The sequence below is a fragment of the Enterobacter cloacae complex sp. 277I4 genome, assembly GCF_050031465.1.
In the GTDB taxonomy this organism is placed as follows: Bacteria; Pseudomonadota; Gammaproteobacteria; order Enterobacterales; family Enterobacteriaceae; genus Enterobacter; species Enterobacter cloacae.
Window position 1 is genome coordinate 3245267 of record NZ_JBLGWC010000001.1, and the last position, 15862, is coordinate 3261128.

Here is a 15862-nt window from a genome sequence, read left to right on the forward strand (position 1 = left end):
TAAACTGCGATAGTGTAGTCAGCATGGGTGAAATATCACACCGCGAAGACCCGACAGAAATAAGCCTATTTAGAGAAATAGAAATAATGCACAGAGCGTTAAAAAACTGAAGAAATTAAATGGCAACAAAAGTGTCATTATTTTAGGCAATAAAACCCGTGTTTCTGCGTATATAATTTCGCCACGTTTTATATATTAAGGCAATAAGATGAAGCTCCGATTATTCAGCACGGCGGTGGCCGTCTTGCTCTGTTCTGCCTCAGCTGCAGCCAGCGTACCGTCTGACCAGATGGCGAAGCAACGTCTGATGCTCAAACTGGATGCCCTGATCAAACAGCCCGAGCACGGCAGCGAGATCGTGCGCACCGCGACCCTGCTCGCCAGCCCGGCACAGCTGGCCGCCGTGTGCGAAAACCCAACGCTGAGCCTGGTGGGACGCGACAGCCGTCTTACCGGCAAACGCACCGTGCTCGCGCAGTGTGGCGCGCGCCGCCATTTCCTGCCGGTACGCATCAGCGCGCAGGGTACCTGGTGGGTGGCCAGCCAAAGCCTGCCCGGCGGGGCGATTGTGCAGCGCAGCGATATCGAACCGGTCACCGGCAGTCTCGACCACCAGCCTGGCGGTTTAATCTTTAATGCCGACGAGATTATTGGCCAGCGCCTGACCCGCGCCGTCGATGCCGGTAAACCGCTGTTAGAAAACCAGCTGCGTCAGCAATGGCGACTGCGGGCCGGGCAGACGGTGGACCTGGTCACCACCGGCTCCGGTTTTCGCATTCGCAGCCAGGGCAAGGCGCTGAATAACGCGGCGGTGGATGACGTGCTGAAGGTGAAAACCGTGGGCGGGCGCACCGTAAGCGGCAAAGTGGGGGCTGACGGTCAGGTGATGATTATTTCCCAACAATAAATTTTAGGTTTTCTGTGAATCACCGATGAAAGCAGTATTGAGTAGATAAATTGATTTGCGAGGACAACCATGAGCATCAACAGCAGCCAGACCACCACGCCGATTGCGAAAATCGCCCCAACGCAGGAACTGCGCGCCCGTACGCAGCCTCAGGAACGTGACGCTGCCGCAACACGTTCAGACAAGCGCGACAATACGAACGTCACCCTGAGCGAATTGACCAAAAAAATCCAGACCGACGACAGCCGCGACGTGGATTACGCGCGTGTCGCCGAACTGCGCGACGCGCTGGCAGCAGGTACCCTGCGCATTGAGCCTGAGAAAATTGCTCAGGCCATGGTGCAAGACATGTTTCAGTTTTAACCGTTTACAGGCCCCTTATGGACAAGCTTTACCCGATACTCGCGCAGATGAAAACGTCTCTGGATGAACTGGAGGCGATCATGATTGAAGAGGTGAATCAGCTCAACCGCACGCAGATCAACCCGGTGTCGCTGCAGGTGCTGGCGGATAACAAAAACCAGCTGCTGACCACGCTCCAGTATTACGACGATATGCGCCGCCAGCAGGAGCAGAGCTGTGGCACAGAAGCCCCCTACCCGGGGCTCGGTAAGCTCTTTGCCAGCTGGCAGCAGGTGCATGAGAAGGTGCGCAGCACCAAGGCGCTGAATCAAAAAGTGGAATCACTGCTGCAAAGTCATATGAAGAAAAATCAGCATATCCGCAAGGCTATCGACCATGTGGGTCATGCAAACGCGCTCTATGGCCCGGCGGGAGAATCCAGCCAGCTGCCTTCTGGCCGCAAGTACAACATCAGTATCTGATCGTTCCTGTCTGCGTTGTCCTCTTTTGCCCGCCTCTGGTGGGCTTTTTTTTGCACGGGCCTGCGGGTTTCATCGTTGAGTAGGCCGGGTAAGCGCAGCGCCACCCGGCAATCAGGGAGGGAACTAAACAGCCGTGTAGGCTTTATTCATCGTGCGGGATTTACGCATGGCGGAGAGTTCGGTGCTGATGGTGGTCAGACGCCCCTGAATAGCCTGCGTTAACAGGGCGTCGTGCTCCAGAAGCGTCGCCAGTTGAGCACTGACGGGCGCTTTGTTGTGCTGTGCCAGCTGGGTTAAATCGATATCACACAGCGTTCTCATTCCCATGGTGTACGCCACAGACTCGTCAAGAAACAGATCCCATTCGCCAGCCTCAGCCTGCTGGCGCAGCTTCGTGTTGCTGATAAGCAGTTCTTCAATCAGCGCAATAACATCCTTATCCATGTTTCACCTGCTTTTGCTGTGGCGCAATGGCCTTCCAGGTTTCCAGCATCCCTGTCATCAGGGCGATGAGGTGCGGCAGTTTTTCGCCGGATTTATTGAGATTCGCCTCCAGCAGCGTGCGCGAAATATACTCGTACAAACTCTCCAGCTCTTCGGCGATTTTCCCGCCCTTCTCGTGATCCAGGCCGGCGCGCAGGCCGTTATCGATAATATTGATGGCGCGGGAAATCATCTCACCGCGACGGGCGATATTGCCCGACTGGAAGTAGATTTCCGCGCGCTTCATGGCGTTGATCGCCCCGTCGTAGAGCAGAACGATCAGCTGGTGCGGCGTGGCGCCGGTGATCTGGCTGTCGAGTGAGACAGCGGTGTAGGCACTGTTGCCCGTTTTGGTGTACATCATCAAATCCTGCCGGGCAGCGGCCTGCCCGGATTGTTAATAGTTAAATTAACCCTGCCAGCGACTGCTGCAGCCGGGTGCTCATGCTGTTCATATCACTCATTGCTTTATCGAGGCGTTGATACTCTTTTTCGCTGCGCAGCATGGCTTCATCGATACGTCTCTGCACCGCCGTGATCTGTTTACCAACGCGCTTTTCCTGATCGCGAAGGGACTGCAGCGTGGTTTCGATCGCGCCCTCTTTCTTATCAATGGAGTCTTTATCGCCAAGATAGGTATTAAAGATGCCTTCCATCCGGTCTTTAATCCCCTCCTTTCCCCCTTTGCCGAGGAACAGCGCCTCGACCTCTTTCGGATTGTCCTTCAGGGCGGCATCGAGCTTTTTGCTGTCGATGGTCAGGGTGCCAAGCATCCCGCTACGATCCTCACCGGTTTTGCCGTCGAAGGTGACGGTGATCCCGAGACGGCCAAGGGAGGTGATCACATCCCCGGCATCACGGTACTCACCGCCTACGGTGGCCTTCAGCTGGCTGGTGAGACGACGCAGGGAGCCGTCGCTGAACAGCGCGCCGTTGTCGGTGTCAGGCAGCGGGATTTCGCCCTCCGCGAGCTTGTCGCGATCGGGCGCCGTGTATTTGGTGGCACTGGCGACGGTGCTGAGGTAACTGTTGTAGTTCTTCACGAACTCCTCAATCAGTGATTTCACCTTCGAGGTGTCTTCGGTGATGGTGAGGGATTCGGTTTTGAAGGGGTGTGGATCTAATGGTTCGGCATCAGGGTCTTTCTCCGACACTTCGCGCAGTTCAAGGGTTACGCCGGTAATCAAATCTTTTATGGTATTCGAGCTGCGCTCAACCATATCGCCGTTGAGCCAGACAATGGCATTTTGAGGTTTAGTGACGTCATTAGCCCCCTCAAGCGCCTTTTCGACTTCGGTATCCCCCGTGACCTTTATCGTCATCTCACCGTCTGTACCGGTTTTTTTTGAGGTCAGGACGAGTTTGTGCTCCCCCTCTTTAACGGTGACCACTTCAGCCGCAACGTCGCCCTTCTGCGCATTGATTTTTTTAGCAATATCATCGAGGGACGTTTCGTCTGGCTTGAGTTCCACCACCAGCGGTTTGTCACTGCCTTTCATCTCGATGGTGACCGTCGCGGCGCTCTTACCAATATCCTTATCTCGTGAATCTCGCGTCACCCCAAGCTGATGCGCTTTCGCCAGCTGCTCCACGGCCATGGAGTAGCTGTTGGGGATTGCCCCTTTACCCGCCGTGGCCTTAAAGGTTTTGTTATCGCTGACGCTGACGCCGTTAAAGCCCTCATCTTCCAGCTTGCCAAGATTATCCTTCAGGGTGCTCAGCGCGCTGGAAATAGAGCCCCACGCGGAGATTTGTCCGTTGTAGGTTTTCTGTTTTTGCAGATAGGGGTTCAGCTTGACTGAACTGGCCTCACGCTCCTTTGCCAGCAGTTCTTCAAACGGCAGGCCCGAGCCCATGCCTAAAAAATTGGTTGTTACCATAATAAAGTCTCCTGTTGTAAAGGGATGTCCTGTTACTTTTCTATCGGGAAATAAAGAAGGAAGTTTAATTTTTCATATATGCGTGAACAACGCACAGGCGTGCGGATAACAGAGATGCGCGTTTATTGGTTAATTGCTTTTGACTATCCCGATAATTAATGTCAACTCTGTCGCCATTTCCGGTAATGACAAAAAAATCGAAAAAATAATTCAGTCATTTTAATTTCCCCCGATGAATTCAGTATGCGAAGCAATTAACGCATATCTCATATTTCGTTATTACTTAGAAGGATATAACAATGGCACAGGTCATTAATACCAACGCGCTGAGCCTGATGGCTCAGAATAACCTGAACAAATCCCAGACTCAGCTGGGTACCGCAATTCAGCGCCTCTCTTCAGGTATGCGTATTAACAGCGCCAAAGACGATGCGGCAGGTCTGGCAATTTCTAACCGCTTCACCTCTTCTATCCGCGGTATGACCCAGGCGGCACGTAACGCCAACGACGGTATCTCCCTGGCACAGACCACCGAAGGCGCGCTGGAAGAAGTGACCGAAAACATGCAGCGTATCCGCGAGCTGACCGTACAGGCGAAAAACGGTACCAACTCCGCCAGCGACCTGGACTCCATCAAGAAAGAGATCACCACCCGTCTGGAAGAGATTGGCCGCGTAGCGGAAACCACCAACTTCAACGGTGTGAAAGTGTTTGACGGCTCGAAAGAGAAAATTACCATTCAGATCGGCGATAAAGACGAAGACACCATCGATATCAAGCTGAGCAAGCTGGATATGGAAACCTTGGGTCTGGATAAATTTATGGATGATTTCGCGGATATCGGGATTACCTTGAATGGTGCGGGTATTGCGGGTTCTGATTATGAGGGTCCAGCAACCAAGCTTGTAAATGGCACTGATACCGGCGTTAATTCACCAGATAAAGGTGAGTGGAAATTCTCAACAGCAGAAGCAAGTATTTTTAAAGACGCTATAAAAGCTAAAAACGGTGGCACCGCTCCAGGCGGTGCCGTTGAGATTTATCAGCTTGATGGCGAAGTTTTTGCTCATGATGTTGCCGCTGACAAAATGTATAAAGTTGATGCCAGCGCAATAACATTTGATACACACGACACTGATAACACAAAAGCTAAAGTGACAGCTGTTGCGGAGGCTGGTTTGACAGAACTTAGTGCTGAAGATACTGACATGCTGGTGAAAGGCCCGAGCCAGTTGACCAACCCAGTGAAACTGAACCTGGGTGACACAATTAAAGCGGCAGACAATACTGATGTGACGCTGGATGAAACGCAGCTAAATGCCATTGCCAATTCGGCTTTCAAGCAGGATGCCGAGGCAGCTGGAATGCAGCTCTTCTCCGTGACAGAGGGTGCTGCAACTAAAGTCTTCGCCTATGGTAAGAACGCAGCAGGCGATACAATTGTTACCGAGGTTGAATTCGCAACTGGTGGTGCGACACCAGGCGGTCTGAATACACCAGCAGCCCGTCCCGCTGACGTTGAATTTATCAGAAAAGAAGCGGGCGATTCGCTGGCCGATGGTCTGCTGGCCAAGCTGGATGAAGCTCTGACCACGGTTGCAGACTTCCGCGCCGATCTCGGTGCCGTTCAGAACCGCTTCAGCTCCATCATTGCGAACCTGAACACCAATATCATCAACACCACCGAAGCGCGCTCCCGTATTCAGGACGCTGACTTCTCCGTAGAAGTGTCCGCCATGAGCCGCGCGAACATCCTCCAGCAGGCAGGTGTTTCCGTACTGGCCCAGGCCAACCAGGTTCCGCAGAACGTGCTGTCCCTGCTGCGTTAATCTGCGTTACCACCTCACTATTATTACGCGCGTGACTCACGCGCGGTTTGCCCTCCCTGGTGGAGGGCTTTTTTGTTTTTGTGCTCTGTGCGCATTGCCCGGCGGCGCTGCGCTTGCACGGGCCTGCAAGGATCAACGCAAACGTAGGTCGGGTCAGCCGCCACCGCCACCCGACAAGGGTTTTAAGACGGGAGATAAGGCTCCTTCACATAATCCGCCAGCAGGTACACCATATCGTGCAGTCATCCCGTCAACGCCATGCTTACCTCCCGCGGCAGGGTATTTCCCAGTATTGCCTGTGCCAGCGCTTGCGCATAGTGAACCGGCATAAGCGTGTCCTGCCAGCCGTCCGGCATGCACAACGGCGTGGCGTCATGGGCAATGAGTTGCTGGAGAAATCGTTGCGAGAGAAAGAAGAAAGTGCGGACAGAATCGTCATATGAAAGCCTCCGGAGAGATGAGAAATGAATAACAAAGAGCAAACCAGCAGGTCGCTTCGGTACCGCCTTGTATTTTCAGGTTCTCACGCCCGGCTGCGGGTATTGCCGCAACGCGGGCACTTTAGTTGGGATAGAAACGAATAACAGGATAAATCGCGTATTACAGAGAGTTACTTATGGGATTGCGAGGCGGCTTCCAGATTTGTGCCGGGTGTCGGCTACGCCTTACCCGGCCTACAAAATCTCCGAAAGTAGGCTGGGTAAGCGCAGCGCCACCCGGCTAGCTGCCTGTGCGCTGAAGCAAGGCATTCGCCACCGTATAAACCTCTTCAATCAGCACGCTATTATTCTGCGTCACCGACGGTGCCCCACTTTGCGCCTGCATCATCGCGTCGTCAATCAGCGCCCGGAGTTCTTTCGAGGAACGCGCACAGCGGCTGGCCAGATTGCGCGACTCGACGGCAAAAATGCCCTCTTCGTTATGCAGCGAAAAGCTGTAAGCACGGCTGGCCAGTTGCACCAGTACGCCGCTGCTGTCGGCAATCTGCAGCGCTGCATCATGCAGGGCGTTCATCGCCTGAACCCCCCCCGTGGTGCTTTCACTCAGCATGGCCAGGAGATTACCGTTCGCTTCAGGTACCCGCAGCAGACGCTCGTTCTCCTCAGCAATCGTGCTGGCTGCCTGCGCAATCACCCTCACCTGTTCGCCAATCTCCTGCATCAGCGGCGGCAAGTGCGCACCCTGCTCGGTTTTCAGCTGTGACGGAAGTTCTTCGTGAAGGCGGGAAAGGTGCAGGTTAACGCTGCGCAGAAGAGTTAACGTGGAGACCAGCAGCAAGGCCGCCAGCGGCCACGGTTTATGCAGGAGTATGCCCGGGCGTTCGCCCAACCTACGGGTGGGAACATCAATGGCCAGCAGCCATGGTGTCTCAGCAATGGGCGTCACCACCAGCGTATGTTCGCCGCTGGCGCTGCGAAAACGGGTATGCCGTAACCCTTCGCCCGGCTGGGCCAGCAGCCCACGCAGCGGAACCGCCATCGGCAGGCTGGCATCGTTGAGAGATTGCACCGTCGGCGCGCCGGCGGCATCACCGATGATGCGCCCGGTGTCATCCACCATCCAGGCGCGACCGCCAAGACGCTCGCCGATCTCTTTGACCAGTGAATTGAAGAATTGACGGCTGGTACCCGTCTCTTCCGTAAGATCGGTCTCGCCAGGGGCTCCTTTGTCCAGCGCAAAGCTTTTCAGGGTGACCACACTTTCGGTCATTGAACGCTGCTGCGCTTCAACCCTGTCGAGTTGCTCACGTAACTGGGTGGCCAGGGCATCAACCTGCATGCGCAGACGCTGTCCCTCGGTACGAATAAACCAGGGCATAACCCCAGCCTGCACCAGAATCACCAGGGTAATAAAAATAACGACTAAAATAACGATATAAACCATGACAACAGCCCTGTTCTTTTAATGGCAGCACAACGCTACCTCTACAGGGCTATTTTATTATGCAGGCGTCAGTAAATATGCTCTTCAAACCGTTGATAACCGCACACTTGTGTTACCCCTCCACAAAAACAATTTTGCGCATGTTATCCCAGCGTTTCACCAGCCAGCCGTCGAGACTGCAAAGCGTGCCGCCCCAGGTCAACGGGAACAGGCAGAGCACGATATACAGCGTTTCAGGCAGATAAAAAAGCCAGCTAAGCCATGCAATCAGATTAAGCCCGCGTGGAATGGTATAGATGCCAATGGTGGCCAGCGCTACGGTACTGATAATCATCAGCACCAGCGCGCTAAAACGGCTGAATAGCCCCAGCGTCAACAGCAGGCCCATACTGCATTCCAGGAAAGCAACAACAATCGCCATCACGGCCGGAAACGGGATCCCCGCGTCGTGCATCGTATCGACCATCAGCAGTTGGTTTTCCGTCACAAATAATTTATTAAACCCGGCGGTAAAGAAAAATACCCCCATCACCAGACGGCAAATAAATACGGGAAACATCGCTGGCAGCTCGGACGTTTGCATAAAACTTTTCAGAGAGAACATCATCCATCCTTGTAAAGAAAATTCATACTGTGTAATAAATTCAATAATCTGTCTTTGCGCAGTATAAATTCGCAGACCTCATTAGCAACCGCTCCCGTTCCCTTCCCTACACAATTAATAATTATATACAGATTAAAAATTGTTAATTCGAAGTAATAACAGCGTCTCATTATCAGTGCGACAGAGGGCCCATTTGCGCCATCAATGTCGCAAGTATCTGGTTTTAATAAAATTAAAGTAAAACCGCCCAAAGCATTACTTTTAATGAGGTTAATACCCCCTATTTAATAACCTTAAAAGCATTAAGGCTGTTATTACGTAGTGGTTGCAAAAATATGACGTAAGACATAAAAAGCATGTCGCTCTGCCCTTCGGCTAGCAATAAGGGGCATTCATTACTATTAATTACAGTAACCAGAAGCGATACCTAATACACCAGAAGAATCAAATAACTATGCTAAACCATATCGCGATTGGAACGTCCGTCACGCTGGATTTGCAGACCCGCATGCTTACCCGGACGGATACGCAACAGACCGTTACCCTCCCCCAGAGCGCGTGCCTGTGTCTCGCCGCGCTGGCCGAGGCGCAGGGCGAGGTACTTTCCCAGGAACAGCTGATGGAGATCGGCTGGCGTAGCGCCGGGGTAGAAGTCACGGATAACAGCGTGCGGGTGATGATCACCAAACTGCGCCGCGCGTTTACTCAACTGAACCTGCAGGAAGCGATCACGCTCATCGCCGTGACGCGCAGCGGCTACCGCCTGCTGGTGCGGGAGGCAAACAGCGAATTGCAACAAGCAGAACCCCTACCCCTGCAGAATGAACCGGTACAGGCAGACACAGCAGAAGCACAGCCGGTGGTCACCCACGCGCCTGCCCGTGGGGGCAACACGCTTAAGCAAAAGCTCTGCGTCACGCTTAGCGGCGTGGTCGTCGGGCTGGTGATTGCGCTCCTCCTGCACGGCATTGTCGACTTTAGCCCGCAGCCGGTTCACTTTGTGCGCTGGAATGGCCCTGGCGTGCCGCCGGGCTCAATGGTGATGGTTCAGGAGGATAAACAGTCGCAGCAAGCGCTGATTGAATCCACGCTGCAAACCTATACCCGTCACGTGCTGGACCGCCGCCCCAACGAAAAACCGGCCGCCGTGCTGTACGTCACCACCGGCTCTGAAAAAATGAGCCAGTTCCAGGGCCTTATTGCCTGCCAACAACCCTTTAAGGATTCAGGGAATGACTGCGAATCGTTCTATTTTCGCCTTTATTAAATCCCCGCTCGCGCTGCTGTTTCTGGGCGGGATGGTTGCCGGGCTGGGTGGTATGGCGCTGTATGGGTTTCAGACCTCGCCGTACGCATCGCAGTGTATCGCCCCCACCTCCTACTACGTGATTGAGGATGACAACAACGCGACGCTGGCACGCGGTATCTACCGCTCCTACCGCGACGGCCTGTTTAGCGGCCATACCACCTATATCGGCACTATCAGCCACTTCAGGGACGGCAAGCGCGACGGACTGCCCAGAGCGGTAAACCGTGAAGTGCGTTACGATGTTGAACTGTCGGGTAAACGGATCCATCTGACCGTCACCAGCCAACACCGCAAACTTGGCGGCCAGGCCCCGGATCAAGACGTGACGGATTATATTTTCCCGCAGATTAAACCGGGTGAAGTCGCCACCAGCACCGCCTACCTGCTGGATGACAAAGTGCTCGCCTCCGGTACAGAAACCGTCGCCCGCATCGCCTGCATGAACTAAGGGTTATACCAGCGCCTGAATCAGCCCGGCAAGGATATCAAACCCGGTAGCCATCAGGCGCTCAAAGAATGGGGCCAGCGTTTCGGCAATCAGAAACAGCGCCAGCATGCCGAAGGTGAGCGTCAGCGGGAAGCCAATCACAAAGATAGAGAGCTGCGGCGTCAGGCGGTTTAACAGTCCGAGGATAAAGTTGATGCACAGCAGAAGCGCAATGACGGGCAGCCCCAGCATCAGCCCCTGGCTGAAGATCATCCCCGCATGGGTGACCAGGTACATAAACCCGCCCGCGTGCAGCGGCGTGGCGTCTATCGGCAGCGTCTGGAAGGTGTCCGCCAGCAGCGCCAGCAACCAGAGATGACCGTTAAAAGCGAGAAACAGCAGCGTCACCAGCAGGTTGAGAAAGCGTGAGATTACCGGGCTGTTCCCGGCGCCGGGATCAAAGAAGGTGGCGAACGACAGCCCCATCTGCATACCGATGATCTCCCCGGCCATGCGCACGGCAGCAAACAGCAGTTGTAGCGTCAGCCCCATTGCCGCACCGATAATCACCTGCTTCGCCAGCACCCAGACCCCTTCCCAGGCGTAAAGGCCCACCTGCGCATCGGGCAGCGTGCCGCCAATCAAAATGGCGATCAACAGCGCCAGACCGGCACGCAGCCGGGCACTGACCGCCTTCTCACCAAACACCGGGGCAACGTGCAGCAGCGCGGCAATGCGCACCATAATGAAAAAATAGTGGCTGACCAGCCCGTAGAGCTGGTCGAGAGGAAGTCCGAAGGCCATCAGCCGATCACGAACGGAATGCTGGCGAACACCGCGCGGGTGTATTCAATAAAGATTTTCATCATCCACGGGCCAAGCGCCACCGCGACGCCGACAATCATCAGGATTTTCGGGATGAAGGTCATGGTCATTTCGTTGACCTGGGTGGCGGCCTGCAAAATACTGATGATAAGACCGGTGACCAGCGCGGCCACCAGCAGCGGGGCTGATACCATCAGTCCCACCTTGATCGCCTGCATGCCAATCACCATTACGCTTTCCGGGGTCATGGGTCTCTCCTAACTGTAAAAGCTCTGCGCCAGCGAACCCACCAGCAGCTGCCAGCCATCGACCAGCACAAACAGCATCAGCTTGAACGGCAGGGCAATGGTGGTCGGCGGGACCATCATCATCCCCAGCGCCATCAGGATACTGGCAACCACCAGATCGATAATCAGGAATGGAATAAAGATGGTGAAGCCAATCTGGAAGGCGGTTTTCAGCTCGCTGGTGATAAATGCCGGCACCAGAATGCTGAGCGGCACCTCTTCCGGCGTGGCGATATCCGGGGTTTTGGCGATACGGGCAAACATCGCCAGATCGCTTTCACGGGTCTGGTCGAGCATAAACGCGCGCAGCGGTTTCACCCCTTCCGTCAGGGCCACCTCCATGGTGATTTTGTTTTCCTGCAGCGGTTGCCAGGCTTTTTCGTAGATCTGGCTGAACACCGGCGACATAACGAAAAAGGTCAAAAACAGCGACAGCCCCACCAGCACCTGGTTTGGCGGCGCGGTAGGCGTGCCCAGCGCGTTACGCATTAACCCCAGCACAATGATGATGCGGGTAAACCCGGTCATCATCAGCAGTATGGCGGGGATAAAGGTAAAGCCGCTCAGCAGCAGCAGGGTTTGTACCGGCAGCGTCCAGCCCCCTTCCCCGGAAGGCTGGCCGAGGGTGATGTCACCGTTGGCCGCCAGCGCACCGGCGGCGGGTAACATCAGGCCGAGCGCCAGCAGCAGACGAGGTTTCACTGCTCACCTCCTGGACGGTATTTCTGACGCAGCTTTTCCAGCATCAGCGGGAACGTCGCGGGCGCGGAGGCCTGTGGGGCGTTTTCCGGGCGCGCCTGCGTGGCGAGGCAGGTAATCTGCGAGGCGGTGACGCCCAGCACCAGACGCTGTTCACCCACGTCAACCAGCACCAGGCGCTCACGCGGCCCCAGCGACTGGTTCGCCACCAGGATGATGTTGCCCTGAGCGTCGTTGAGCCGACGCGCCAGCCCGCTCCGGCGGGCGGCCCAGGCCATCACCACCATCAGCAGGATAATCAACGCCAGCGCGCCGGTAACCGTCATCAGCACCGAGCCAGTGGCCGGAAGGGAATCAGTGGCGTTCATTAGCGGCTCAGACGGTGCATGCGCTCGGACGGGGTGATAATGTCCGTGATGCGGATACCGAACTTATCGGAGACCACCACCACTTCACCCTGCGCAATCAGGTAACCGTTGATCAGAATATCCAGCGGTTCACCCGCCAGACCATCCAGCGACACCACCGAGCCCTGGCTTAAGCGCAGCAGCTCCTTGATGGTCATTTTGGTGCGTCCCAGCTCCACGGTCATTTTTACCGGGATATCCAGGATCAGGTTCATCTCGTCAGAGAATTGCGGTGCAGCCATGGTGTCGGTAATTCCCGCCGCGTGCTGTTCAGTCATGGCCTCACCCCAAAGATTATCGATGGACTGATCGTCAGTACCCGATGAGGTGTTCATATCGCTCATGGGGAAATTACTCCTTGTTTAATGAAAGTAATGAAGGCTGAATCATCTGCTCGACCTTCAGGGCATATTGATTGTTCACGGCGCCGTAGCGGGCCGTGAAGACCGGCACACCGCCGACGCTGGCTTCGATAAACTCCTGCTTATCCAGCGCGATAATGTCGCCTTTTTTCATCTGCATCACGCGGGAGAGTCGGGTGCCGATGTCCGCGAAACGCGCCGTAAGCTCCAGCTCCGTTTCCCGCATCTGGCTGGCCAGCAGGCCGCGCCAGTGGGAGTCCTCGTGCCGGGAGTTGTCCATTGGCGGGTTACTCAGCAGCTCGCGCAGCGGCTCGATGGTGCTGAAGGGAATACAGATATTGAACTCCCCGCGATGCGAGCCGATCTCCACCGAAAACGGCGTAGTGACCACCACGTCATTCGGCGATGAGGTGATATTGGTGAACTTCACCTGGATTTCGGAACGGATATACTCCGTTTTGATTTTATAGATTGAGCTCCAGGCAAATTCATAGGCCTCGCGCGCCATCGACAGCATGCGGTGGATCACGCGCTGTTCGGTGGGCGTAAACTCGCGCCCGTCGGCCTTGGTCGGGAAACGACCGTCGCCGCCAAACAGGTTATCCACGGCCATAAATACCAGCCCCGGCGAGAACGCCATCAGCGAGGTGCCGCGCAGCGGGTTAAGGTGCAGCAGGTTCAGGTTTGTCGGCACCGGCAGGTTGCGGGCAAACTCGTGATACGGCTGGATCTTAATGTTACCCGCCGTAATGTCCGGGCTACGGCGCAGCAGGTTAAACAACCCCATACGGAACTGACGGGCAAAACGCTCGTTAATAATTTCCAGCGAATGCAGACGCTCGCGAATGACCCGGCGCTGGGTGTGCGGATCGTAAGGTTTAATCCCCGCGTCGGCACCGTTTTTATGTTGTTCACTGTTGCTTTCCGCATCGGCGTTTAGCAAACGGTCGATCTCATCCTGAGATAAAAAGCTGTCAGCCATAATAATTACCGCAGAATAAATTCGTTAATAAGCACGTCGGTGACGCGAATGGACTGGTTAAATGCCAGCGGTTTATCCAGCTCACTCTTAATATTGGTCATCAGACGGCGTTTACCCTCATCGGTGGCTAAATCTTCATAAGTCTGATGGGTTAACAACATAAATAAGCGGCTGCGATATTCCGGCAAATATTTTTCCAGCACCGCCAGCGATTTTTGTTCTGCCACGCGAATGGACAAGCCCAGGTACAATACCCGATCCGATTCGTTCGCCGTGGGCTTCAGGCTCACGGTAAAGGTATTCATTGAGGCGTACAGCGGCTCTACCTGCGCGGGTGCCGGTGCTGTTTCCGCTTCCCCTTGTGCAACCTCTGCTGTCGGTTTCGCAAATTTCATTTCCCAGAACAGGTAGCCGGAAACGCCGCACGCCGCAACGGCAGTCAAAAACATGAACGTCATCAGAAGCGAGCGAGACCCTCCGCCACTGGCGACCTTTTTATTTTTATTACTCATTGAACGTACACCTGAAAATAAGAGAGGGCAGCGTATTGCCCTCGGGTCAATATGGCGGACATTGTAGTCCATATCATCATCCTGATAATCAGGTGATAAAATTTCATTCCTGAAGCTAATTCGCCACTTCAGGCAAAGGTATTTATTCCGTATATATTTCCGGGGGTGGTGGTTAATAGAGTCGGCACGATCTCCTCTTCAAGCGACTGCTCTTCCCCTTCCTGTGCACCGTGTTCGTCACCCGATGCGTTTTGGCCCTGCTCACCGGCGGCAAACTGCTGTCCTTCCGCGCTCACGTTGGCCTGGCCAAGCTGAATACCCGACTCCGCCATCGCGGCACGCAGCTGCGGCATGGCCTGCTCCATGGCGTGACGAATGTGGGCATGCTCGCTGACGATATGGATCTGCGCCTGATCCTGCTGCACGCGCAGGGAAATCTGCAGCGATCCCAGCTCTTCCGGGTGCAGGCGGATCTCCGCGCTGTGCAGCCCGTTACGGCTAAAGATGGCGATATGCTGGCTGACTGACTGCTTCCACTCCGGCGTTTCTGGCGGATGGTTGACGGTGACCACCTGCTGTGGGGCGTGCGCGACGCTGGTGCGTACGGCGGCAGGCAGCGCCACGGCATTCGCCGATGTGGCCGCAGGCATCTCTGCCGAGACCATCGTCTCAGTGGTGAGCGTTGCAGACTGGGCCGTCAGCGGCGTGGCATTGGCCGCCGGGGTTTTATCGGCGGCGGTCATGAGCGGAGAAACGGTTTTGCCCTCAGGCTCAGGAGCCTTCCCGTTTGCTACGCCCTTCGCGGGGTTGACCGTTTCTATCCCCGTGACGCTGCGGGTCACCAGTTGTTGCAGCTGCCACTGCGGGCTCTCTTCACCCTCACCGTCGGTGAGCGAAACCCCGTTCAGGGCCTCTGCCAGCCCCGGCGGCGCGGCGAGCAGCATACCGTCGGCATCCGTCACCGGCGCGTCGTCGGCAAGCTGTTGCGGCAGTAAATCTGCGGACAACCCCGCCAGCGCGGCTTCCGGCATGGCTGCCAGCGCCTGCGGGTCGAGTCCCGGGAAAAGCTGCACCAGTTCAGCCAGCTTGTCATCCAGCGCCAGGCTGAAGCCGTCGTCAGCCAGTAAACCGCCCTTCGGTTTGCCCTGCGCTCCCCCACCCAGTAACAGGGTCGCCATATCAATGTTCATAGCCTTTCTCTCTTTTGTCCGGCACGCTGAGCAAATTCATCCATCAGCTTTTGTTCATATCGGCTCTGAACTAACGCCTGCGCCGTCGCCCGGCGTTCAATCAGCGTTTCAAACGCGTTCAGGCGCTGCTTGTTTTGTACCCAGTTCTTTTTCACCTCGTCTACCGCCTTTTCGCAGGCGTTCACGTGGCCTGCCTGCTGCTTTACCACCTGCTTCAGCGACAAAATAAACGACTGGTGATTCACCAGATCCGCCACCGACATACCGCCGCCCATCATCCCCTGACGCAGGGACTGCTGGTACTCCTGCTCATAGTGCTGAAGCTGTTCGTGCTGAGTCATCGCCTGCTGGAGCTGCTGCTGCGCACCGCCCAGCGCGCGGGTAGTCTGCGTTAGCGTCTCCTGCGCCTTGTCGCGCAGCAGAACCATGGGGTTATGTGCTTTCATCACAC

At 55.5% G+C, this 15862-nt stretch carries 20 protein-coding genes; 6 read left to right on the forward strand and 14 right to left on the reverse strand.

Annotation, left to right across the window (positions count from 1 at the left end):
- Positions 1–208 precede the first annotated feature (208 nt).
- From flgA to ACQG19_RS15940, 3 genes are all read left to right on the forward strand, one after another.
- The gene (gene flgA, locus ACQG19_RS15930) at positions 209–907 is read left to right on the forward strand and encodes a flagellar basal body P-ring formation chaperone FlgA (protein ID WP_246932532.1); all 699 of its coding nucleotides are present in this window, start codon (positions 209–211) and stop codon (positions 905–907) included.
- Between the two features lie 69 nt (positions 908–976).
- On the forward strand, positions 977–1270 hold the full coding sequence (gene flgM / locus ACQG19_RS15935; RefSeq protein ID WP_246932534.1) for a flagellar biosynthesis anti-sigma factor FlgM: 294 nt from the start codon (positions 977–979) through the stop codon (positions 1268–1270).
- 17 nt (positions 1271–1287) lie between these two features.
- Positions 1288–1731 carry a flagella synthesis protein FlgN gene (locus tag ACQG19_RS15940; RefSeq protein ID WP_013097786.1) on the forward strand — a complete coding sequence of 148 codons (444 nt, stop codon included), beginning with the start codon at positions 1288–1290 and terminating at the stop codon, positions 1729–1731.
- Between the two features lie 123 nt (positions 1732–1854).
- Here the strand turns inward: ACQG19_RS15940 and fliT are convergent, their stop codons facing one another.
- Genes fliT through fliD form a run of 3 tightly spaced genes read right to left on the reverse strand, consistent with a single transcriptional unit; the run spans position 1855 to position 4094 of the window.
- Positions 1855–2175, reverse strand: coding sequence for a flagellar protein FliT (gene fliT, locus ACQG19_RS15945; protein ID WP_161670326.1), 321 nt, complete (start codon positions 2173–2175; stop codon positions 1855–1857).
- Positions 2168–2575 (reverse strand): flagellar export chaperone FliS, encoded by a 408-nt coding sequence (fliS, locus tag ACQG19_RS15950; protein WP_246932573.1) that lies wholly within the window; start codon positions 2573–2575, stop codon positions 2168–2170. Before fliS ends, fliT begins: the two co-directional genes overlap by 8 nt.
- Positions 2576–2618: 43 nt before the next feature.
- A complete protein-coding gene (gene fliD, locus ACQG19_RS15955; RefSeq protein ID WP_246932536.1) occupies positions 2619–4094 on the reverse strand; it encodes a flagellar filament capping protein FliD in 1476 nt (491 codons plus the stop codon).
- A 299-nt stretch (positions 4095–4393) separates the two neighbouring features.
- Here fliD and ACQG19_RS15960 point away from each other — a divergent pair, with 299 nt between their 5' ends.
- Positions 4394–5923: a flagellin gene (locus tag ACQG19_RS15960; RefSeq protein WP_100168313.1), complete on the forward strand. Its 1530-nt coding sequence runs from the start codon at positions 4394–4396 to the stop codon at positions 5921–5923.
- Positions 5924–6643: 720 nt separating this feature from the next.
- On the opposite strand, the gene ACQG19_RS15965 is transcribed toward ACQG19_RS15960, so the two are convergent.
- Positions 6644–7807 (reverse strand): methyl-accepting chemotaxis protein, encoded by a 1164-nt coding sequence (locus ACQG19_RS15965; RefSeq protein ID WP_246932538.1) that lies wholly within the window; start codon positions 7805–7807, stop codon positions 6644–6646.
- A gap of 112 nt (positions 7808–7919) precedes the next feature.
- Positions 7920–8390, reverse strand: a complete 471-nt coding sequence (locus tag ACQG19_RS15970) for a DoxX family protein (protein ID WP_246932539.1) — start codon at positions 8388–8390, stop codon at positions 7920–7922.
- Positions 8391–8865: 475 nt separating this feature from the next.
- On the opposite strand from ACQG19_RS15970, the gene ACQG19_RS15975 reads away from it, so the two are divergent.
- Both ACQG19_RS15975 and ACQG19_RS15980 read left to right on the forward strand, forming a co-directional pair.
- A complete protein-coding gene (locus ACQG19_RS15975; protein ID WP_246932541.1) occupies positions 8866–9678 on the forward strand; it encodes a winged helix-turn-helix domain-containing protein in 813 nt (270 codons plus the stop codon).
- Entirely contained in the window at positions 9644–10168 is a 525-nt protein-coding gene (locus tag ACQG19_RS15980; protein ID WP_246932542.1) for a hypothetical protein, read from the forward strand. Before ACQG19_RS15975 ends, ACQG19_RS15980 begins: the two co-directional genes overlap by 35 nt.
- A 3-nt stretch (positions 10169–10171) precedes the next feature.
- On the opposite strand, the gene fliR is transcribed toward ACQG19_RS15980, so the two are convergent.
- From fliR to fliJ, 9 genes are all read right to left on the reverse strand, one after another.
- Positions 10172–10951, reverse strand: a complete 780-nt coding sequence (gene fliR / locus ACQG19_RS15985) for a flagellar biosynthetic protein FliR (protein WP_038420038.1) — start codon at positions 10949–10951, stop codon at positions 10172–10174.
- On the reverse strand, positions 10951–11220 hold the full coding sequence (gene fliQ / locus ACQG19_RS15990) for a flagellar biosynthesis protein FliQ (protein WP_013097797.1): 270 nt from the start codon (positions 11218–11220) through the stop codon (positions 10951–10953). Before fliQ ends, fliR begins: the two co-directional genes overlap by 1 nt.
- Before the next feature lie 9 nt (positions 11221–11229).
- Positions 11230–11928 (reverse strand): flagellar type III secretion system pore protein FliP, encoded by a 699-nt coding sequence (gene fliP / locus ACQG19_RS15995; protein WP_161670344.1) that lies wholly within the window; start codon positions 11926–11928, stop codon positions 11230–11232.
- 29 nt (positions 11929–11957) lie between these two features.
- Entirely contained in the window at positions 11958–12326 is a 369-nt protein-coding gene (gene fliO, locus ACQG19_RS16000) for a flagellar biosynthetic protein FliO (RefSeq protein WP_246932544.1), read from the reverse strand.
- Positions 12326–12709 carry a flagellar motor switch protein FliN gene (gene fliN / locus ACQG19_RS16005; RefSeq protein ID WP_013097800.1) on the reverse strand — a complete coding sequence of 128 codons (384 nt, stop codon included), beginning with the start codon at positions 12707–12709 and terminating at the stop codon, positions 12326–12328. Before fliN ends, fliO begins: the two co-directional genes overlap by 1 nt.
- A 7-nt stretch (positions 12710–12716) precedes the next feature.
- Positions 12717–13709 carry a flagellar motor switch protein FliM gene (gene fliM / locus ACQG19_RS16010; protein WP_013097801.1) on the reverse strand — a complete coding sequence of 331 codons (993 nt, stop codon included), beginning with the start codon at positions 13707–13709 and terminating at the stop codon, positions 12717–12719.
- Positions 13710–13714: 5 nt separating this feature from the next.
- The gene (locus ACQG19_RS16015; RefSeq protein ID WP_246932545.1) at positions 13715–14221 is read right to left on the reverse strand and encodes a flagellar basal body-associated FliL family protein; all 507 of its coding nucleotides are present in this window, start codon (positions 14219–14221) and stop codon (positions 13715–13717) included.
- Positions 14222–14349: 128 nt separating this feature from the next.
- Positions 14350–15411 (reverse strand): flagellar hook-length control protein FliK, encoded by a 1062-nt coding sequence (locus ACQG19_RS16020; RefSeq protein WP_246932547.1) that lies wholly within the window; start codon positions 15409–15411, stop codon positions 14350–14352.
- On the reverse strand, positions 15408–15857 hold the full coding sequence (gene fliJ, locus ACQG19_RS16025; protein ID WP_038420046.1) for a flagellar export protein FliJ: 450 nt from the start codon (positions 15855–15857) through the stop codon (positions 15408–15410). The genes ACQG19_RS16020 and fliJ overlap by 4 nt, the downstream gene beginning before the upstream one ends.
- Between the last annotated feature and the right edge of the window lie 5 nt (positions 15858–15862).